The 19,565-nt window shown below is 74.5% G+C and carries 17 protein-coding genes; 8 read left to right on the top strand and 9 right to left on the bottom strand.

The annotated features are described in order from the left end of the window. Positions 1-28 precede the first annotated feature (28 nt). On the top strand, positions 29-1,036 hold the full coding sequence (gene hemE, locus AB0M16_RS08890) for a uroporphyrinogen decarboxylase (RefSeq protein ID WP_365340753.1): 1,008 nt from the start codon (positions 29-31) through the stop codon (positions 1,034-1,036). Between the two features lie 75 nt (positions 1,037-1,111). On the opposite strand, the gene AB0M16_RS08885 is transcribed toward hemE, so the two are convergent. From AB0M16_RS08885 to AB0M16_RS08875, 3 genes are all read right to left on the bottom strand, one after another. Further along, a complete protein-coding gene (locus AB0M16_RS08885) occupies positions 1,112-1,540 on the bottom strand; it encodes a hypothetical protein (RefSeq protein ID WP_365340389.1) in 429 nt (142 codons plus the stop codon). Between the two features lie 65 nt (positions 1,541-1,605). Beyond that, entirely contained in the window at positions 1,606-2,979 is a 1,374-nt protein-coding gene (locus AB0M16_RS08880) for an FAD-dependent oxidoreductase (protein ID WP_365340387.1), read from the bottom strand. Between the two features lie 27 nt (positions 2,980-3,006). Next, positions 3,007-4,155, bottom strand: coding sequence for a DUF4349 domain-containing protein (locus AB0M16_RS08875; protein WP_365340385.1), 1,149 nt, complete (start codon positions 4,153-4,155; stop codon positions 3,007-3,009). Positions 4,156-4,293: 138 nt separating this feature from the next. On the opposite strand from AB0M16_RS08875, the gene hemG reads away from it, so the two are divergent. Together hemG and hemQ are read left to right on the top strand one after the other, a co-directional pair. After that, a complete protein-coding gene (hemG, locus tag AB0M16_RS08870) occupies positions 4,294-5,895 on the top strand; it encodes a protoporphyrinogen oxidase (protein ID WP_365340383.1) in 1,602 nt (533 codons plus the stop codon). Between the two features lie 17 nt (positions 5,896-5,912). Continuing rightward, entirely contained in the window at positions 5,913-6,626 is a 714-nt protein-coding gene (hemQ, locus tag AB0M16_RS08865) for a hydrogen peroxide-dependent heme synthase (RefSeq protein WP_365340381.1), read from the top strand. A 22-nt stretch (positions 6,627-6,648) separates the two neighbouring features. On the opposite strand, the gene AB0M16_RS08860 is transcribed toward hemQ, so the two are convergent. The 5 genes from AB0M16_RS08860 to AB0M16_RS08840 form a co-directional block, all read right to left on the bottom strand. Continuing rightward, positions 6,649-8,337 (bottom strand): alpha/beta hydrolase, encoded by a 1,689-nt coding sequence (locus AB0M16_RS08860; protein ID WP_365340379.1) that lies wholly within the window; start codon positions 8,335-8,337, stop codon positions 6,649-6,651. A gap of 76 nt (positions 8,338-8,413) precedes the next feature. Beyond that, complete coding sequence (locus tag AB0M16_RS08855; protein ID WP_365340377.1) at positions 8,414-9,184, bottom strand: TIGR04222 domain-containing membrane protein; 771 nt, start codon at positions 9,182-9,184, stop codon at positions 8,414-8,416. Between the two features lie 31 nt (positions 9,185-9,215). Further along, positions 9,216-10,250 carry a TIGR04222 domain-containing membrane protein gene (locus tag AB0M16_RS08850; RefSeq protein ID WP_365340375.1) on the bottom strand — a complete coding sequence of 345 codons (1,035 nt, stop codon included), beginning with the start codon at positions 10,248-10,250 and terminating at the stop codon, positions 9,216-9,218. 7 nt (positions 10,251-10,257) lie between these two features. Beyond that, positions 10,258-11,700, bottom strand: a complete 1,443-nt coding sequence (locus tag AB0M16_RS08845) for a DUF692 family multinuclear iron-containing protein (protein ID WP_365340373.1) — start codon at positions 11,698-11,700, stop codon at positions 10,258-10,260. A gap of 120 nt (positions 11,701-11,820) precedes the next feature. Beyond that, complete coding sequence (locus AB0M16_RS08840) at positions 11,821-12,651, bottom strand: aminoacyl-tRNA hydrolase (protein WP_365340371.1); 831 nt, start codon at positions 12,649-12,651, stop codon at positions 11,821-11,823. Between the two features lie 83 nt (positions 12,652-12,734). Between AB0M16_RS08840 and AB0M16_RS08835 the strand changes: the two genes are divergently transcribed. From AB0M16_RS08835 to AB0M16_RS08815, 5 genes are all read left to right on the top strand, one after another. Then, entirely contained in the window at positions 12,735-13,409 is a 675-nt protein-coding gene (locus AB0M16_RS08835; RefSeq protein ID WP_365340369.1) for an AIM24 family protein, read from the top strand. A gap of 13 nt (positions 13,410-13,422) precedes the next feature. Beyond that, positions 13,423-14,265, top strand: coding sequence for an ATP-binding cassette domain-containing protein (locus AB0M16_RS08830; RefSeq protein WP_365340367.1), 843 nt, complete (start codon positions 13,423-13,425; stop codon positions 14,263-14,265). Beyond that, complete coding sequence (locus tag AB0M16_RS08825) at positions 14,262-14,912, top strand: ABC transporter (protein ID WP_365340365.1); 651 nt, start codon at positions 14,262-14,264, stop codon at positions 14,910-14,912. Before AB0M16_RS08830 ends, AB0M16_RS08825 begins: the two co-directional genes overlap by 4 nt. A 138-nt stretch (positions 14,913-15,050) precedes the next feature. Then, positions 15,051-16,709 carry a glycosyltransferase family A protein gene (locus tag AB0M16_RS08820; RefSeq protein ID WP_365340363.1) on the top strand — a complete coding sequence of 553 codons (1,659 nt, stop codon included), beginning with the start codon at positions 15,051-15,053 and terminating at the stop codon, positions 16,707-16,709. 175 nt (positions 16,710-16,884) lie between these two features. Next, entirely contained in the window at positions 16,885-18,627 is a 1,743-nt protein-coding gene (locus AB0M16_RS08815; protein WP_365340361.1) for a hypothetical protein, read from the top strand. 17 nt (positions 18,628-18,644) lie between these two features. Here AB0M16_RS08815 and AB0M16_RS08810 read toward each other — a convergent pair whose 3' ends face one another. After that, positions 18,645-19,514 (bottom strand): polysaccharide deacetylase family protein, encoded by an 870-nt coding sequence (locus AB0M16_RS08810; protein ID WP_365340751.1) that lies wholly within the window; start codon positions 19,512-19,514, stop codon positions 18,645-18,647. Positions 19,515-19,565: the final 51 nt, after the last annotated feature.

Genomic DNA, 19,565 nt, shown 5'->3' with positions numbered 1-19,565 from the left:
CCAGCCGCAGACGTACGACTCCGCGTTCCTGAAGGCGTGCCGGCGCGAGGCCGTGCCGCACACGCCGGTCTGGTTCATGCGGCAGGCCGGGCGGTCCCTGCCCGAGTACCTCAAGGTCCGCGAGGGCATCCCCATGCTCGAATCGTGCATGCGGCCCGAGCTCGTCACCGAGATCACCCTGCAGCCGGTGCGCCGGCACAAGGTCGACGCGGCGATCTACTTCAGCGACATCGTCGTCCCGCTCAAGGCCATCGGCGTCGACCTCGACATCAAGCCCGGCGTCGGCCCGGTCGTCGCCGAGCCCATCCGCACCCGCGCCGACCTGGCCCGGCTGCGTGACCTGACCCCCGAGGACGTCCACTACGTCACCGAGGCGATCGGCATGCTCACCGCCGAACTGGGGTCCACCCCGCTGATCGGTTTCGCCGGCGCGCCGTTCACTCTCGCGAGCTACCTCGTCGAGGGCGGCCCGTCCCGCAACCACGAGCACACCAAGGCGCTCATGTACGGCGACCCGCAGCTGTGGGCCGACCTGCTCGACCGTCTCGCCGAGATCACCTCGGCCTTCCTCAAGGTGCAGATCGAGGCCGGCGCCTCCGCCGTGCAGCTCTTCGACTCCTGGGTGGGCGCCCTGGCCCCCGCCGACTACCGCCGCTCGGTCATGCCGGCCTCCGTGAAGGTCTTCGACGCGGTCGCCTCCTACGGCGTCCCGCGCATCCACTTCGGCGTCGGTACGGGCGAGCTGCTCGGCCTGATGGGCGAGGCCGGCGCCGACGTGGTCGGCGTCGACTGGCGCATCCCGCTCGACGAGGCCGCCCGCCGGGTGGGCCCCGGCAAGGCGCTCCAGGGCAACCTCGACCCGGCCGTGCTGTTCTCCTCGCGGGAGGCCGTGGAGGCCAAGACCGACGAGGTCCTGGCCGCCGCGGCGGGCCTCGAGGGGCATGTGTTCAACCTCGGTCACGGGGTGCTGCCGACGACCGACCCGGACACCCTGACCCGTCTGGTCGACTACGTCCACACGCGGACGGCCCGCTGAGCCGTCCCCGTGGGACGCCGTCCGCCGCCCGCTCGGACGGCGGACGGCGGACGGGGAACGAGGTCGTGGGGCGAACTAGCAGTTGACCGGCGGATTGCCCGAGCTCACCCGGCAGAAGTCGACACCGGCCCCGCCGTTGACGACGCCGGCGTTCGGGCCGACGCGCAGGAAGTCGTTCTCGGTGGAGCCGAGGACCTGACCGGTCCCCGTGGTGCCGTCCTCGGCGGTGACGTAGTCGGCGCCCGCGCCGCCGTCGACGGTGCCGGAGACCGTGCCGGTGACGACGATGTAGTCGGCACCGCCCAGGCCGTTGACGGAGTCGCCCGCGGCGACCGAGCCGCACCGGATGAGGTCGGCGCCCGACGTCCCGTTGACCGTCGTCCCGGAGACGGGGCGGCCGTTGACCGTGCACGCGGTGACCGCGTGGGCGGGGGCCGTGGAGAGCGCGAGCGGGGCTATGACGAGCGTGGCGGCGCAGAGCGCGCGCATCGTGTGTCTGATCATGCGGCAAGTCACCCACGGTGATCCCGTGGTCGCAATTCGTCACGCTCCGCCGTCGGCCGCTCGGGTCAGCCCGCCGCCCGAACGGCCGCCACCGCCTTGCGCGCCGCTACCAGGACCGGGTCCCACACCGGTGAGAACGGCGGCGCGTACCCGAGGTCGAGCGCCGTCATCGCCTCCACCGTCATGCCCGCCGTCAGTGCCACCGCGGCGATGTCCACCCGCTTCCCGGCCCCTTCGCGGCCCACGATCTGCACGCCGAGCAGCCGGCCGGTCCGGCGCTCCGCCAGCATCTTCACGGTCATCGGCGCGGCGCCCGGGTAGTAGCCGGCCCGGCTCGTCGACTCCACCGTCACCGCCACGTACTGGAGCCCCACCTCGCGGGCGTCCTTCTCCCGCAGCCCGGTCCGGGCGATCTCCAGGTCGCAGACCTTCGACACGGCCGTCCCCACCACGCCGGGGAAGGTCGCGTACCCGCCGCCCACGTTCGAGCCGATCACCTGACCGTGCTTGTTGGCGTGCGTCCCCAGCGGCACGTGCCGCTCCCGGCCCGACACCAGGTCGAGGACCTCCACACAGTCGCCGCCCGCCCAGATGTTTCCGTGCCCGCGCACCCGCATCGACAGGTCCGTCAGCAGCCCGTCGTACACGCCGAGCGGCAGCCCCGCCGCCCGCGCCAGCGAGGTCTCCGGCACCACGCCCGTGCCGAGCACCACCACGTCCGCCGGGTACTCGCCCTCGTCCGTGGCCACCGCCCGCACGCGGCCGTTCTCGCCCGTGAGGATCTTCGTCGCCGGCGAGGAGCCGACGGTCGTGATGCCGAGACCGTCCATCGCCTCGTGCACCAGACGCCCCATGTCCGGGTCGAGCGTCGCCATCGGCTGCTCGCTGCGGTTCAGGACCGTCACCTCGAAACCGTGACCGAGCAGCGCCTCCGCCATCTCCACGCCGATGTAGCCGGCGCCGACCACCACCGCCCGCCGGCCCCGGGCCGCGGACAGCGAGTCGAGCAGCGCCTGCCCGTCGTCCAGCGTCTGCACCCCGTGCACGCCCGGCGCGTCGATGCCCGGCAGCGGCGGGCGCAGCGGCCGCGCGCCCGTCGCGATCACCAGCTTGTCGAAGCCGGTCCAGGACTCCGCGCCCGACTCCAGGTCCCGGGCGCGCACCCGCTGCCCGGCCAGGTCGAGCTCGGTCACCTCGGTCCGCATCCGCAGGTCGATGTCCCGTGCGCGGTGCTCCTCGGGGGCCCGGGCGATCAGCTTGTCCCGTACGGGGACGTCGCCCCCCACCCAGTACGGGATGCCGCAGGCCGAGTACGAGCTGAAGTGCCCGCGCTCGAAGGCGACGATCTCCAGCTCCCCGGGCCCCTTGAGCCTGCGCGCCTGCGACGCGGCGGACATGCCCGCCGCGTCGCCGCCGATGACCACCAGTCGTTCGCTCATACGAACACGCTACGACGGGAGGGGCGTTCAGGCGGTGTCCTCCCGGCCGCCGGACTCGCCGCCCCCGCCCTCGTCGGCCCGTCGGCCGGGCACGCCCGCGGCGCTCCCGGCCCGGGCCCCGGCGGGGTCCTCCGTGGGCACCCCGGCCGCGTCGACCGGTCGCTCCTCCGTGGGCACCCTGGCCGCGTCGACCGGTCGCTCCTTCGTGGGCACCCCGGCCGCGTTGACCGGTCGCTCCTCCGCGGGCGTCCAGGTCCGCGGTCCCGGCTGCCGCTCCCGCTTCGCGCGCCGGGCCAGGCGCGGCCGGACCGCCCGCCGCCACACCACGTACGCGACCGCCGCCACCGCGAGCCACGGCGCGAGCGCCGCGAGGACGATCAGGATCCACGCGGCGGCGGCCACGAGCGCGTCCCAGCCGCCGGAGAGGGCGTCGAGGAAGCCCGGCCGGTCGTCCTCCTCCTCGGCCGGCGCGGCCTCCGGCTCGATCAGGTCCAGGGTGATCGTGGCCATCGACGTCCGGTCCTTCAGCGCGGACCGCTGGGCGAGCAGCGACTCCAGGTCCGCCTGGCGGCGGCTCAGCTCCCCTTCCAGGGTGACCACGTCGCTCAGCTGGGTCGCCTTCTCCATCAGCGCCCGGACCCGCACCACGCTGGCCCGCTGCGTGGCGATCCGGCTCTCCACGTCCACCACCTGCTCGGTGACGTCCTTGGCGTCCGCCTTGCGCGACACCAGTTCGCCCGCGCCCGCCAGTTCGGCGAGCACGGCGTCGTAGCGCTCCTGCGGGACCCGCAGCACCAGCCGCGAGGTGACACGCGCGTCCTCGACCCGCTCGGTCGTCTCGTTCTCGACGTGACCGCCCGCGTTCCCGGCCGCCCGGCGCGCCGCGGCCGTCGCCTTCGCCGCGTCCTCGACCTCGACGGTCAGCTCCGCGGTGCGGATGACGTGCTGAGGCCCCGCGAGCGGGGTCTTCGACTTCGGCGCGGTGGTGCGCTCGGCGCCCGAGGCGGTGTCCGCCGCACCGTCCGACGCGGCCTCCGGGCCCGCGTATCCGGGCTTCTGCGCGCTCAGGCCGCCCTTGGCGTCCCGGGCCGTGTCGTCGGCCGCGCCCGCGCAGCCGGTCAGAACCAGTGAAGCCGTCAGCAGCGCCGCCGCGGCGGCCGTGCGCCCTCTTCGCATGCCGTACCCCCCAAGGTCTCGGTGTGTGGTGCTCCTTGGACGCCGGGGCGGGGGAGCGGGTTGCGGTCCGGCGGTCGCGAAGCGGTCACGGTCGGGCCTCGGAACGGGAGCGCGCGGGCGATTTGAGAGAGTGGTCCCATGAACGGCCCCATGAACGCGAACGCGCAGCGCACGGACGGGCGGACGACCGACGGGCGGACCAACGACGGGCGGACCACCGACGGGCGGACGTCCGGCGGGCCGGCCGCCGGCCGGCCGGACGGACCGCACGTCGTCGTGATCGGCGGCGGCATCTCCGGCCTCGCCGCCGCCCACCGCCTCGTCACCGCGGGCGCCCGGGTGACCCTCCTCGAAGCCTCCGACCGGCTCGGCGGCAAGCTCCTCACCGGAGAGATCGCCGGCGCCCCCGTCGACCTCGGCGCCGAGTCGCTGCTCGCCCGCCGCCCCGAGGCCGTCGCGCTCGCCGAGCGGGTCGGCCTCGGCGACCGGCTCCAGGCCCCCGGCACCACCACCGCCTCCGTCTGGTCCCGCGGCGCCCTCGTGCCCATGCCCAAGGGCCACGTCATGGGCGTCCCCGGTGACGGCCGGGCCGTCGAAGGCCTGCTGTCCGCCGAGGGCGTCGCACGGATCGGCCGCGACCTGGACCTCCCGCCGACCGAGATCGGCGAGGACATCGCCATCGGCGCGTACGTCGCCGAGCGCATGGGCCACGAGGTCGTCGACCGGCTCGTCGAACCCCTGCTCGGCGGGGTCTACGCGGGCGACGCCTACCGCATCTCCATGAAGGCCGCCGTGCCCGCGCTCTTCGCGGCCGCCCGCCGTCACCCCACGCTCACCGAGGCCGTGCGCGAGGTCCAGCAGGCCGGCACCGCCACTCCCCGTGACGCCGCGGGCGCCGCCACCGGCCTCGGCGGCACGGCGTTCGCCGGCATCCGGGGCGGCATCGGCACCCTGCCGGGCGCCGTCGCCGACGCGATCCGCGCCGCCGGCGGCGAGATCCTCACCCACACCCCGGGCGGCACCCTGCTCCGCACCCCCACCGGCTGGCAGATCCGTACCCGGCACCGGAACCACGACCCCCTCGGCATCGAGGCCGACGCCGTCGTCCTGGCCACCCCCGCCCCCATCACCGCGGGGCTGCTGAACGCGCACGCCCCGGCCGCCGCCGCCGAGCTCGACGAGATCGAGTACGCCTCGATGGCCCTCGTCACCCTCGCCTTCCGCCGCTCCGACCTGTCCGGAGGGCAGGCCCTGCCGGGCTCGGGGTTCCTCGTGCCGCCGGTCGACGGCCGCACCGTCAAGGCCTCCACCTTCTCCAGCCAGAAGTGGCGCTGGGTCGCCGACGCCGCCCCCGACCTCTTCGTGCTGCGCACCTCCGTCGGCCGTCACGGAGAGGAGGCGCAGGTGTGCCGCGAGGACGCCGACCTGGTCGAGGCCTCCCTCAAGGACCTCGGTGCCGCCACCGGTCTCGCCGCCCGGCCCGTCGCCTCCACCGTGACCCGCTGGACGGGCGGCCTGCCGCAGTACCCGGTCGGCCACCTGGCCCGCGTCGCCCGCGTCCGCTCCGCCGTCGCCGAGCTGCCCCGACTGGCCCTCGCGGGGGCCGCCTACGAGGGCGTCGGCATCCCCGCCTGCATCGCCTCCGGCGAGCGCGCGGCCGACGAGATCATGGCCGCGATCGGGGACGAGATCATCGCCACGTCGAAAACAGGCGACCCTGGTGCGGGGCACTGTCCGTGACGGGCGAGAATGGACGCATGAGTGCGCCCGAAAAGATCCCGAACGCCGGTAAGAAGGCGAAGGACCTCAACGAGGTCATCCGCTACACCCTGTGGTCTGTGTTCAAGCTGCGCGACGTTCTGCCCGAGGACCGCGGCGGCTACGCCGACGAGGTCCAGGAGCTGTTCGACCAGCTCGCCGCCAAGGACATCACCGTCCGCGGCACGTACGACCTCTCCGGTCTGCGCGCCGACGCCGACGTGATGATCTGGTGGCACGCCGAGACGAGCGACCAGCTCCAGGAGGCGTACAACCTCTTCCGCCGCACCAGGCTGGGCCGCGCTCTCGAGCCGGTCTGGTCGAACATGGCGCTGCACCGCCCCGCCGAGTTCAACAAGTCGCACATCCCGGCCTTCCTGGCCGACGAGACCCCGCGCGACTACGTCTCGGTGTACCCCTTCGTCCGCTCCTACGACTGGTACCTGCTGCCGGACGAGGACCGCCGCCGGATGCTCGCCGACCACGGCAAGATGGCCCGCGGCTACCCGGACGTGCGGGCCAACACGGTCGCCTCCTTCTCGCTCGGCGACTACGAGTGGATCCTGGCCTTCGAGGCCGACGAGCTGTACCGCATCGTCGACCTGATGCGTCACCTGCGCGGCTCCGAGGCGCGGATGCACGTCCGCGAGGAGATCCCGTTCTACACCGGCCGCCGCAAGAGCGTGGCGGACCTGGTGGCCGGCCTGGCCTGACCGCCGAGCCCACCGAACCCGGTCACCGCCCGGCGCCCAGCCGGGCGGTGATCCCTTGACCCGGAAGATCAGACGGCTCGCGGACGACCTTCGCCTGCCGCTCCAGCGACACCGGGTCCGGCTCCGGGTGCGGCGCGCATGACGCGCGCCGCACCGGCGTCCTCTCCGTATCGGCCTCCGAGCCCGCCGTCGCACCGGGTACCGCTCCCGTGAGCAGATAGCGCTCCAGGTAGCCGTTCACGCAGGCGTTCGCGCCGCCCCCGATGCCGTGCGACCCGGCGTTCTCCTCCGTCACCAGGGCCGCGCCCGAGAGCCGGCGCTGCAGCTCCCGCGCCCCCTCGTACGGCGCCGCCGCGTCCCGTTCGGCCGCCAGGATCAGCACCGGCGGAAGCACGCCCGGACCGGTCCGCACGTCCAGCGGCCGCCGGCGGGGCGCCTTCCAGTACGCGCAGGGCAGGTTGGCCCACACGTTGTCCCAGGTCTCGAACGGCGCCCGGTCGGCGAGCCGGGTGTTGTCCCGGTCCCACACCGCGAAGTCCTCCGGCCAGGGGGCGTCGTTGCACTCCACGGCCGTGTAGACGGCGGTCGCGTTGCCGGGGTCCCCGGCCTCCGCCCCGCCGGAGCGGGCCGGGGCGGGCGGCGCCGCCTGGGCGATCAGTGCCTTCGGATCGCCCGTCAGGTACGCCCCGAGGGCGCCCGCCCGGGCCGGCCAGAAGCGGTCGTCGTAGAGCGCCTGCAGCATCGCCCCGTGCAGCTGCCCGGGCCCGACCTTGCCGCCCGCCGGGGCGGCGGCGAGCTCGGCGCGCACCTTCTCGTAGTTCGCGCCCACCTCGCCGGCGGTGGTGCCGAGCCCGTACACCGCGTCGTGCTTCGCCGCCCAGGCCCGGAAGTCGGCCCAGCGGCGCTCGAAGGCCAGGGACTGGTCGAGGTTGTTGACGTACCAGATCTGCCGCGGCGAGGGGTTCACGGGCGAGTCGAAGACCATCCGGCGCACCCGGTGCGGGAAGAGCGTCGCGTACAGCGCGCCGAAGTAGGTGCCGTACGAGGCGCCCATGTACGTCAGGCGCCGCTCGCCGAGCGCGGCCCGCAGCACCTCCAGATCGCGGGCGTTGTTGAGCGAGTGGTAGTGCCGCAGCGCCGCCCCGGTGCGGCGGGCGCAGCCCTGCGCGTACGTGGTGGCGCGGGCGATCCGCTCCTTCTTGAAGACCTCGGAGGGGATGCTCGGGGCGAGTGTCGGGCCCGTCACGCGGTCGGCCGGGTCCTGGCAGGAGACGGGCGCGGAGCGGCCGACCCCGCGCGGGGCGTAGCCCACCAGGTCGTACGCGGCGGCGATCCGCCGCCAGGCGGGGAGGCCGGCGGCGAGCGGGAAGTACGTGGAGGAGGCGCCGGGGCCGCCGGGGTTGTGGACGAGCGCGCCCTGCCGGTCGGCGGCGGGGCCCGAGGCCCTCACACGGCTGACCACGAGCGGGATGAGGGTGCCCTCGGGGTGCGCGTAGTCGAGCGGGACGCGCACGGTGCCGCACTGCACCGGGGCGGGCAGCTTCTCGACCGCCGGGCACGGCCCGAAGCGGATGCCCTCGGCGGCCGCCGCCCGAGCCGCGGTCAGCACGCCACGGCTCTCGGCGGGCGGCGTGTCGAGCCGGGGCAGGCCGGCCACGGCCGGGGTCAGCAGGCTGGACAGCACGAGCGCGTGCAGCGCTACGGACTTCATCGGCGCTTCCCTTCGTAGCCGCGAGACGGGGCGACACAAGGGAGACTGGGCGCAGGGCGCTCGCCAAGTAAAGGATCTACGCCGGGTGTCGCCTGTCATGTACCCGGAAGGCCGCACGGAGCTCCGGTTCGAGCACGCCGGTGCCCTTCCGCGCCAGCGCCGTCAGCGGGTCGCGCGCGGACAGCCCCGCGAGCAGCCGCCGCCCGGCGGGCGAGGCCCAGCAGTCGTGGCCGGGGTCGCCGGCCCGGGCGATCAGAAGACAGAGACCGGTCGCCAGCAGCGGCAGCGCGAACCAGGCCGTCACCGGCCCCCGTTCGCCCGCCGGCACCAGCAGCGCCGCCCCGGCCCCGAGCAGCAGCGTCATCAGGAACGCGCCCCGCACCCCGCGCGACCCCGCCGCCGTCACGCGCCGCTCGGCCTCGGGCAGCGCGAGCCCGCGCTCCACCAGGCCGTCGCCCAGCGCCCGTACGCCCGCGGCGCCGGCGGTCAGTTCCCGCACGTCCCCGATCCTCGCCTGCCCGGCGGGCCCGATCGCGCCCAGTGCCGCGCGCTCCACCTCGTCCCGCCCGCCCGCACCGTCGACGACGGTCGCCCAGCCGGTGTGCGCGAGCAGCACGAGCCCCGAGCGGTGCAGGCAGACCAGCGTGAGGTCGACGACCCGCAGCGGTCCGCCCGCCAGATAGGCGGCCTCACGGACCGTGAGCCCGTCCCCGTGCCCCCGGCGGTCGCCGAGGACCGCGTCCCGGCACACCCGCGCGCAGGCGACACCGGAGACCACGAAGGCGACGAGGAGCAGCGGGAGCCAGACCATGAGCAGGTTGTACGGCAGGACGGAGCGGCCCGCCACCGGAATGGGGCGGGCCGCCGGGTTCGCGCCTTCAGGAGCTGCTGCTGGAGGAGCAGGAGCTGGACGACGAGGAGGAACAGGAACTGCTGCTGGAGGAGCAGGAGCTGGAGGACGACGAGCACGAACTCCCGCCGCTCGAACACGAGCTGCCGCCTCCGGAGCACGAGCTGCCACCCCCGGAGCAGGAGCTCCCGCCGCCGCAGCCGCCCCCTTCACCCCCGGCCGAGGCCGCGCACCACAAGACGGGCAGCACCGCCTCGTCGTAGGACGAGGACGTCGACGTGCGGGACGTGCGGGACGTGCGGGACGTGCGGACCGGCGACGGGAGGCGCGTGCGCGCCGCCGTGACCAACTGCTCCCGAAGCGCCGGGTCCGGCACGGCCAGGGCCCGCAGCCCGTACAGGGCGACCTGCGTCCCGGGGTCCGCGAGGTGTGCGTGAGCCCGCACGAAGGCGGCGACCCCCTCCCGGCCGGCGGGCGTGACGCGCTGTGCCGCGGCGGTCCCGCACACCACGCCGGCGAGGGGCACACCGACCAGCCCCGGCAGCACCTTGATGACGAACGGCAGCTGACCGCCCTCGCCGACGAGGTCCACCATGGTGAGGATCAGGACGAACGGCACTGTCCCGAGCGTGGCGAAGCCCAGTCCCAGGCTCCACCTGATCACGGACCGGCGAGCCCTGGGCTCCATGATCATCCCGCGCGCGGAGAGCCCGTCGCCGATCTCCTGCACGGCGGGATGCCGCATGACGGCGAACCGCAGCGGCGCGAGCGCCCCGTACGGCGCGGCGGCGAGCTCCTGCAGCACCGCCCGCTCGACCGGGTCGTTCGCGGTCGGCCGCAGCACCTGGACGATGCCCGGGCCCCCGATGACGATGCGGCCGTCGCCGTGCAGGGCGGCGAGCGCGGTGTCGACCACCCGCGCCGGCCCGCCGTTCAGGAAGGCGGCCTCGTACCGGTCGTGGACGGGCCCGCCGGACCCGCGCCGGACCCGCTTCAGCTTGGTGACGAGCAGGGCGACGCAGGCGGCGCCGATCAGGTCGTAGAGGACGGCGAGCACGTTCATGGCCGCCTCACCCCCGTCCCAGTGCGGTACGGACCCGGTGCGCGAGCCGCGCCGCCGGACCGGGCGGCCGGATGCCGGCCCGTTCACGCCACCACGCGGTGAGCCGCCGCCGGTCCTCCGGGTCCTCCGGCCGCCCGGCGACCAGCAGACCTTCGACGAAGTCCAGGGCGTCGTGCCGGTAGCCGTCCGTCATGGGCCGGTTCCTGGCGTACGCGAGGAACGCCGGGCGGTACCCCTCGCCCAGGATGTCCGGCAGCTCGGGCGCCACCTTCGCCACGACGTCCGCCCGCTTCGCCGCGAGCGCCCGGCTCTGCACGCCGAGCCGCCGCACGTCGAAGCCCTCGGGCGCGGGCGTCCCGGCCACGAGCGCCGACAGGAGGGCCGCTTCGGCGACGGCCACGCGCTGGCGGGCGGTGTCGCGGGCGCCGGCGTCCCGGACCGGCGCCCCGGCGCGCGCGTGCGCCACGGCACCAGCCGGAACCTGGGCCGGGACCCGGGCCGGGCCTTCCGCCGGGACGTGAGCCGGGACCCGGGCCGGGCCTTCCGCCGGGACGTGAGCCGGGACTCGGGCCGGCATCGGGCCGCCCGACACCCGGGCGCCCGCGCCGATGAGGAGGGGCCGGGGCCGCGCCCCGGCGACCGTCGCACGGATCGCGGAGAGCTCCCCGGCGAGCTCCGCCGGGGCCGGGAAGAGGTCGTCCCGTTCTAGCAGGACGCCCGGAGGGGAGACCCGGGAGGCCAGGTCCGCGAGGATGTCGAGGACGGGCCGGGGCACCGGGTGGGCGTGGGTGTCGTGCCAGACGCCGTCCCGCTCCAGGCCGCCCGCCACGTGCACGTAGGCGAGGGCCTCGACCGGCAGCGAGGACAGGGCCTCCGCCGGGTCCTCGCCCCGGTTGACGCGGTTGGTGTGGAGGTTCGCCACGTCGATCAGGAGCCGCACCCCCGTGCGCTCCACCAGCTCCGACAGGAACTGGCCCTCCGTCAGCTCCTCGCCCGGCCAGGAGATCAGGGCCGCGATGTTCTCCAGGGCCAGCGGCACCGGGAGCGCGTCCTGCGCGATCCGGACGTTCTCGCACAGCACGTCGAGCGCGTCCCAGGTGCGAGGTACGGGCAGCAGGTGCCCGGCCTCGAGGGGTTGCGTCGCCGTCAGAGGCCCCCCGGCCCGTACGAACGCGATGTGCTCCGTCACCAGCGGCGCCCCGAGGGCCGTGGCCTTCTCCGCGAGCGAGGCGAGCCGCCCGGCGTCCGGCCGGTCCGCGCCGCCCAGGCCCAGCGAGACGCCGTGCGGCACGACGGTCACCCCGCGCGCCCGCAGCCGCTGCAGGGAGTCGGGCAGATGGCCGGCGCAGACGTTCTCGGCGACGACCTCCACCCAGTCGACGCCGGGCAGCGCCTCGACCGCGTCCGCGATCTCGGGCCGCCAGCCGATGCCGGTACCGAGTTCTTTCATGTCCCCCTCCTTCGGTCCCTCACGTGATGGCCCGGAAGCAGTCGTTCGAATCCGGACGGGGAGACGTTCAGAGGTTGATTTGAGGTTCGCGCCGACGCGCCGGGCGCCGAGCTGCCGCGGCTACCGCAGCCGCAGGCGCCCGCCGACCCGCTCGCTCCCCTCGGCCACGACCGTGCACGACCCGGGGGCGATCTCGGTGAAGCCCGCGTCCCGCACCACCGGGAGGCCGCCCGCCGTCAGCCGCGCCCAGCGCTCCGGGTCGGCCGTCCGGACCGCGAGCGGGAAGCCGGCCTCGCGCCAGCTCTTGCGGTCGGCGTCCGACAGCTCCCACCACAGCAGTTGGGCGCCGTGCCCGGCCTGCGCCATCGTCTTGCCCGCGGACATGTCGAGCTCGGGGTTGAGCCACAGCACGACCGTGTCCTCCGGCACCGGCCCGGGCTCGACGGGGTCGTCGAGGTCGGTGCCGGAGACCTGGAGCTTGGCCAGCTCCTTGGGCCAGCCGTCGAGCGGGACGGGCGGGAACACCCGTACCTCGGCGGCGGGAACGACACCGGCCTCGCCCTCCGCGCCCGGGCCCGTCCCCGCGCCCGTCCCCGTGCCCGCGTCTGTGCCCGCGTCCGTCCCCGCGCCCGTCCCCGTCCCCGTGCCCGCGTCCGTGCCCGCGTCCGTCCCCGTGCCCGTCACCGTGATCCCCGGAAGGGCCGCCGCCCGGCGCCACTCCGCGCCGCGGGCCCGCCGTACGACCTTGCGGATCCGGGCGTCCTGCCAGTCCGTCATGGCCTGGGCCCACTCGCCCTCGCCGAGGGACCGCTCGTCGGCCAGGATCTCCAGGACCGCGCGGGCGGCCGTCTCCAGGGCGTCGGTACGGGCCGGGGGCGCGGCCTTCTCGATGCGGACCACGAGGGGGAGGACGAACTGCGGCTTCTCGTCACGGGTGTCGTTGCTGCTCACCCGGCAAGTCTGCCACCGCCCGACCGCATGCCCGTACGAGCGATTCTTGTGGGAATGAGTCCTTCCGGGACAGGATGCCCCGCATGAAGAGTGATCTTTTCGCCAGTGAGCACCTCGCCGAGGCGGCGACGTTTCCGGGGATGACCCTCCAGAACGCCAAGTCGGTCAAGTACGCCGTCAACGGTGAGATGCACGCCCGACAGGGCTCGATGATCGCCTTCCGGGGGAACCTCCAGTTCGAGCACAAGAGCCAGGGCCTCGGCGGCCTGCTCAAGCGTGCCGTGACCGGCGAGGGCCTGGCGCTGATGGCCGTGCGCGGTCAGGGCGAGGCGTGGTTCGCCCACGAGGCGCAGAACTGTTTCATCGTGGAGATCGAGCAGGGCGACGCCCTGACCGTCAACGGCCGCAACGTGCTGTGCTTCGACTCCTCGCTCCACTACGAGATCAAGACGGTGAAGGGCGCCGGCATGACCGGCGGCGGCCTGTTCAACAGCGTCTTCACGGGCTACGGCAAGATCGCCCTGATGTGCGAGGGCAACCCGATCGTCATCCCGGTCAGCCCGCAGGAACCGGTCTTCGTGGACACGGACGCCGTCGTCGGCTGGAGCGAACGGCTGCAGACCTCGCTGCACCGCTCGCAGTCGTTCGGCTCGATGATGCGCGGAGGCTCGGGCGAGGCCGTCCAGCTCAAGCTGGAGGGCCAGGGCTTCGTCATCGTCCGCCCGAGCGAGGCGACCCCGCAGAAGGTCGCCAACTGAACCCGGACCGACCGTGATCCTGGAACGCGTCGGACGCCGCTACGCACCACGCGGGCCCTGGGTGCTGCGCGAGGTGGGCCTCGGCCTGCCCGCCGGCACCCTGACCCGCGTCACCGGCACCAACGGCTCGGGCAAGTCGACCCTGTTGCGTCTGATCGCCGGCATCGACGCCCCCAGCGCGGGCCGCGTCACCGGTCGCCCGGCCCGTACCGCGTACGTCCCCGAGCGCTTTCCCGCCGCCCTCCCGCTGACGGCGGCCGGGTACCTCGTCCACCTGGGCCGCGTCCAGGGCCTCGACGGGCGTACGGCGCGGACCCGGGCGGGGGAGTGGCTGGACCGCTTCGGCGCGGCCGCGTACGCGGACAGCCCGCTCTCCGCCCTCTCCAAGGGCACCAGCCAGAAGGTCGCCGTCGCCCAGGCCCTCCTCGCCGGGCCGGGCCTCCTCGTCCTCGACGAGGCCTGGACCGGCCTGGACACGGCGGCGCGCGGCGAACTCGACCGCGCGGTGCGGGAACGGGGCGAGGCGGGCGCCCGCGTCGTCTTCGTCGACCACGACCCGCGCCGACTGGAGGGAGCGGCGGACGCGGAGTACACGGTGTCGGAGGGCGGGCTCCACAGGACGCCCGCCGCCCCCGCCGCACCGCCTCGCTCCGCCCGTGTCCGCATCACCGCCTCCGGCGGCACCCGGCTCCCCGCGGGCCTGCCCGGCCCGCCGGACTGCGCACGGCACGGCGCCCGGCTCACCGCGACCGTGGCCGCGGACCGGTCCGACGCCCTCCTCCGGGCCCTGCTGGACGAGGGCTGGCACATCGAGGACCTGACGGACGAAGTGATCACCGAAGGCGTACGGCCATGACCGCCCTGCTCCGCTACCAGACCGCCCTGCTCCTGCGCTCGCAGCGCTGGCTGGCGCCCTTCCTCCTGTACGCGGCGTACGTCGGCGTCGGTGTCCGCCCGGGCGAGCCGGTGCTCGGCGCCCTCGGTTACGCGGTGACCGGGCTCGTACCGGTGACGGCCTGGGCGGTGCGGATCTGCCTGAACCAGGAGCCGCCCGCCGCCCGCACCGTGATCGCGGCGGCCGCCGGCCGGGCCCGGGCGCACCTGGCGGCGATCCTCACCGGCACCGCGGCCGTCCTGCTCGTCGGCGCGGGCACGGCGCTCGGCGTGACGGCGGTGGGCGACCGGCGCGGGGTCGACGCGCTCGCGGCGGGCGCCGAGGGCCTGCTCGCGGCCGCCGTCTGCGTCCTGACCGGCGCGGCCGTCGGTGCCCTCACCACCCGCCCCCTCATCCCCTCCCGCGGCTGGTCCCTCGCCACCCTCGTCCTCGGCTCCCTCCTCGCCCTGGTCACCGCCGGTTCCCCGGTCCGCACCACCGTCACCGCCCTGGTCACCGACGCCCACGCGCCGGCGGTCGCCCTGCCGTGGCTCGCGCTCGCCGTCGCCCTGGTGCTCGCGACGGCCGCGACGGCCCTCGCGTGCCGGGCGACGGCCTGGCGGACGTGAAGGGACGGAGGACGTCCTCCGGGTGACCGGAGGGCCAACGGGCTGCGGGATCAGGCTGAACGACCCCTGCCGCGGGCACCGGGATGTGCCGTACGGTGTCCTCGCCCTTCACACTTTCCGCACGGGAGCCACCGCACCATGAGCGCAACCCGCACGCCCACCGTCTCCGTGGTCGTCCCCGTCTACAACGCCATGCCGTACCTGGAGCAGACCCTCGCCTCGGTCGCCCGGCAGAGCATCGGGACGGACGCGGTCGAGATCGTCGCCGTCGACGACGGCAGCACGGACGGCAGCGGGGAGTTCCTGGACACGTGGGCGGCCTCGTACCCCGGGGTCGTGAAGGTCGTGCACCAGGAGGCGTCGGGCGGGCCCAGCAGGCCGCGGAACGTGGGACTCGACCACGCCACCGGCACGTACGTGTTCTTCCTGGACGGGGACGACTGCCTCGGGCCGCAGGCCCTGGAGCGGCTCGTCGCGATGGCCGAGAAGAACGGCTCCGACACCGTGCTCGCCAAGCTCGTCGGCGTCGGCCGGCTCATCCGCAAGGAGGTCCGGGAGGTCTTCGCGAAGAACGTGGACCACGCCGACCCGGCGGTCGTCTACTGGACGCTGATGCCCTTCAAGCTGTTCCGGCGCGCCATGCTGGAGGAGCACGGGCTGCGCTTCCCCGAGCACATGCGGATCAGCGAGGACCAGCACTTCGTCGCCCGTGCCTATCTGCACAGCTCGGTGATATCGATCCTGGCCGACTACGACTGCTACTACCTGGTCGGGCGCGCCGACAACGGCAACATCACCGCCGGTGGGCTCGACTACCCGACGATGGTGGCGCAGGCGGACGAGCTCGTCGGCATCGTCGAAGGGCTCACCGAGCCCGGCGACCTGCGCGACCGGATGATCACCCGGCACGCCAAGGTCGAGCTGCTGCGCCGCTTCGACCGACGCTACCTGAACGACACCGAGGCCGAGCGCAAGGCCGTCGTCGAGCTCGCCCGCCCGCACGCCGAGCGCTGGGTCACCCCCGGCGTGTTCTCCCGGCTCGACGTGGCCGAGCGACTGCGCGTGCACTGCATCAAGGAGGGACTCCTCGACGAGCTCGCGAGCGTCATCGAGTGGGACCTCGCCGGCCGGCCCGGCAAGACCGTCGTCCGTGACGGGCGGCTGTACGCCGCCGCGCCCTACCCGCCGGCCGACTCCGCCGCGTACGCCGAGCTGTGCGACGTCACCGACGCGGCCGTCGGCGTCAGCCCGCGCCGCCGGGTCGACGAGCTCAACTGGCAGGGCAGCGTGGTCGAGCTCGCCGGTTACGCCTACCTCGACCAGGTCGACACCGACGCGCTGACCACCGAGGTCGTGCTGCGGCACCGTGGCAGCAAGCGCGAGGTCGTGGTGCCGGTCACCCGCGAGACCTCCCCGCACCTCACGGTCAGCCGGGGCCGGGAGACGTACGACTACGGCCAGGCCGGCTTCCGCGTCGCCCTCGACCTCGCGGCCCTCGGCGACGGCGCTCCGCTCGAGGCCGGCACGTGGGAGATCAGCCTCCGCTGCTCGGCGCAGGGCCTGACGGCCCGGGGCGGGCTCGGCGGCGCCCTCGGCACGGGCATCCCGCGCCAGGCGGACCGCCGCACGCTCGCCCTGGTGCCCGGAGCCGGCCGCCCGTACACCGTCAGCGTCGCCCCCCAGGGCGGTCAGCTGACCGTCACCCTGAAGCCGCAGCCGGCCCCGCCCTCCACCTTCACCAGGGTCAAGCGCAAGCTCGCCCGCACGGTGCGGGTCCCCCGCCAGCGCAACGCCTGACGGGGGTCGCGGCCCTCCTCGTACCGTCCGGCACCGAGACACAGATCACTTCGGTGCCGGGGCAACCCGAGTGGCACCTGAGGAATCTGACTCTCCGGTGCCAGGGTGGTGCCCTATCACGCATGCCGTGACGGCCCCGGGTGCCCACCCGGGCCGTACGGGGAGAGACAGACAGGTGAATACAGTCACGACGCTGGAGCCGGCCGAGCCGGCTCCGGACCTCCGCCCCGCCGCCGGGCGAAGAACGCCCGCGGATCTCGCGCGGCGGACGGTGCGCCGCTGGGGCCCGGCGTCCGGCGAGGTCGCGGTGGCCCTTGCCACGGCCCTCTGCTTCACCGTCTGGGGGCTGTCCGTCGGCAACAGCCCGATCACCCGGGTGGGGCAGATCAGCGGCCTGTCGAACCTTCAGCTCCGGTTCGCCTTCCTGGTCCTGGTCGTCCTGGCCGTCGTGGGCTGGGCGACCGTCCGCGGCACCCCGCGCGTCCGCCGGCTGACCACGCGGCTCGCCGCCGCGGCCGTCGCCGGACTGACCACGGGCTTCCTCGGGGCGGGACAGGTCTTCGCGCTGCGCGGCACGCCGTGGCCGCTGAACGGCCCCTTCGGCGACAACAACCGCATCCTCGGCTGGGGCGAGGAGGTGCTGCACACCGGTGCGATGGACGGCTTCTACCCGCCTGCCGTGCCGTACCTGCTCGGTTACGCGGCGAAGCTCGGCTTCTTCGACGGCCAGCCCGCCTTCGCCTTCAAGTGGGTGTTCATCGCCTTCGTGGCGCTCACCGGACCCGCTGCCTACCTGTTCTGGCGGATGTGCCTGAAGCCGCTGCCGGCCCTCGCCGTGGGTCTGCTGCCCGCGCTGCAGCAGACGCTGCCGCACAAGCCGTACAGCCCCTTCGTCCTGGTCCTGCTGCTGCCGCTGATCGCGAAGCTGCTGATGTGGCTGCGCGCCTCGCCGCGGTTCACCGCGCGGGGCACCGTGCTGCGCGGCGCCTTCCTCGGCCTGCTCTTCGGCCTGCTCTTCCTCGTCTACTCCGGCTGGCACCTGTGGTCGCTGCCCGGAGTGCTCGTCGCCACCGTCTTCTTCTACCCCTGGCGCACCGGCCGGCTGCGCGGCCTGCTCTTCCTCGGCAGCTCGCTGCTCGGCTTCCTGCTGGTGGCGGGGGTGTACCTGCGGGTCCTGCTCGGCGCGACCAGCACCCGTGACCAGTGGTGCTCGGGCTACACGCTCACCGAGCCCGCCTACATCGGCACCACGCCGCTGACCGGTCTGGCCTGGGACCAGCCGGGCGAGTACCCGGGGGTCGGCGAGTTCTCCGGCCTGCACATGTACGCGGTGATCGTGCTGATCGGCCTCGGTTTCGCCGTGGCGCTCGGCCTGCGCAAGGCCGTGGTCGTCGCCCCGCTCGCCTGCTTCGGCAGCGCGTGGCTGATCCGCTTCTGGCTGGCCGGCCACATGGAGGCCGACCAGCAGGTGCAGCTCTTCCCCCGCACCATGATGCAGATCCAGGTGACGCTCACCGCGCTCACGGTCCTCGCCTGCGTGGTCGCCGCGCAGCGGCTCGTCCCGGTGGTCAAGCGGCTGCGGACGGGCGACCGGCCCGACGCCCGGCGCTTCACGGCCGTCGGGGTGCTGCTGGCCATGGCGCTCGCGGGCGGCATGGTCGGCTCGTTCTTCAGCAACCAGTACCTGCCGACCCACCCCGACGAGCAGCTGGCGGGGACGCTCGCCTGGCGCGCCCACCAGTTCCGCAAGCCGAACGGGGACTGCCCCAAGTTCGCCGACCAGGGGAAGTGCAAGGCGTTCCCCGCGCGCACCATAGTGGAGCAGCCGGTCGAGGTGGACCGGATGGTCTGCGAGTTCCCGTGGCGCAAGGCCCGGCGGGACGGCTCGATCGTCGTGAAGCTCCTCACCCGGCCCTGACGGACCCGGGACCCCCGCTAACGGCTCATCAGCTCCGACACCTTCACGAAGCGGTAGCCCTTCGCGCGCAGCTCCGGGACGATCCGGCGGACGGCCTGCTCGGTCACCGGGGCGGCGCTGCGGGTGCAGTGCATGACGACCAGGGAGCCGGGCTTCACCCCGGAGAGGACCTGGTCGGCGACGGCGTCGGCGTCCTTGGCGAAGGCGTCGCCGCTGACCACGTCCCACTGCACGGCGGTGACGCCGGCGGGGGCGAGGGCGCGGCGGGCCGCGTCGTCGTAGCAGCCGCCGGGGAAGCGGAAGTAGGGGACGACGTTGGTGGCCCCGGCGTCGCGGAAGGCGTCGAAGGCGCGCTGGACGTCGGCGGCCATGTCCGGCCGGGCGACGGTCGGGAGGCCGTAGCAGGGGCTCGCGAAGGCGTAGTGGCTGAACGAGTGGTTGGCGATCTCGAAGCGGGCGTCGTTGCCGATCGACCTGGCCTGGTCGGGGTACTCCTCGGCCCAGCGGCCCGTCATGAACACGGTCGCGTCGACCTTCAGCCGGCGCAGGGTCGCGATCAGCTGCGGGTTGTCGAAGTGCTCGCCGCCGGCCGCGCGCGGTCCCTGGTCGGCCGTCATGTCGGCGTCGAAGGTGAGCGCGACGACCTTCTCGGGGCTCTTCACCCGGTGGCTGTAGACCGGGGTCAGGCCGCCCGCCGCGAGCGCCGGCTTCGGTGGGACCTTCCGCGCGGGCGCCGCCTGATGGCCGGGGGCGGGCGGGGCCGCCGCCTTCGCCGTGGACGTCGCGGAGGAGGGCGTGGAGGGCGTCGTGCCGCTCTGCGGGAGCTGGTCGGCCGCGCCGCCGCCGCAGCCGACCAGTACGGCACCCAGGAGAGCGAGTGCCGACAGTTTTCGTACAGGAATGGTCACCCGGCGAAATTAGCCGATCGAACTTCGTCA

The organism is Streptomyces sp. NPDC051921, assembly GCF_040680975.1.
Classification (GTDB): Bacteria; Actinomycetota; Actinomycetes; order Streptomycetales; family Streptomycetaceae; genus Streptomyces.
This window is presented reverse-complemented; position numbering and strand designations above follow the sequence as displayed.

Excerpts from the sequence above, each read along its gene's own strand:
- AB0M16_RS08885 (WP_365340389.1), bottom strand. The coding sequence starts at position 1,540 with ATGATCAGACACACGATGCGCGCGCTCTGCGCCGCCACGCTCGTCATA.
- AB0M16_RS08880 (WP_365340387.1), bottom strand. The coding sequence starts at position 2,979 with ATGAGCGAACGACTGGTGGTCATCGGCGGCGACGCGGCGGGCATGTCC.
- AB0M16_RS08875 (WP_365340385.1), bottom strand. The coding sequence starts at position 4,155 with ATGCGAAGAGGGCGCACGGCCGCCGCGGCGGCGCTGCTGACGGCTTCA.
- hemG (WP_365340383.1), top strand. The coding sequence starts at position 4,294 with ATGAACGGCCCCATGAACGCGAACGCGCAGCGCACGGACGGGCGGACG.
- hemQ (WP_365340381.1), top strand. The coding sequence starts at position 5,913 with ATGAGTGCGCCCGAAAAGATCCCGAACGCCGGTAAGAAGGCGAAGGAC.
- AB0M16_RS08860 (WP_365340379.1), bottom strand. The coding sequence starts at position 8,337 with ATGAAGTCCGTAGCGCTGCACGCGCTCGTGCTGTCCAGCCTGCTGACC.
- AB0M16_RS08850 (WP_365340375.1), bottom strand. The coding sequence starts at position 10,250 with ATGAACGTGCTCGCCGTCCTCTACGACCTGATCGGCGCCGCCTGCGTC.
- AB0M16_RS08845 (WP_365340373.1), bottom strand. The coding sequence starts at position 11,700 with ATGAAAGAACTCGGTACCGGCATCGGCTGGCGGCCCGAGATCGCGGAC.
- AB0M16_RS08835 (WP_365340369.1), top strand. The coding sequence starts at position 12,735 with ATGAAGAGTGATCTTTTCGCCAGTGAGCACCTCGCCGAGGCGGCGACG.
- AB0M16_RS08825 (WP_365340365.1), top strand. The coding sequence starts at position 14,262 with ATGACCGCCCTGCTCCGCTACCAGACCGCCCTGCTCCTGCGCTCGCAG.
- AB0M16_RS08820 (WP_365340363.1), top strand. The coding sequence starts at position 15,051 with ATGAGCGCAACCCGCACGCCCACCGTCTCCGTGGTCGTCCCCGTCTAC.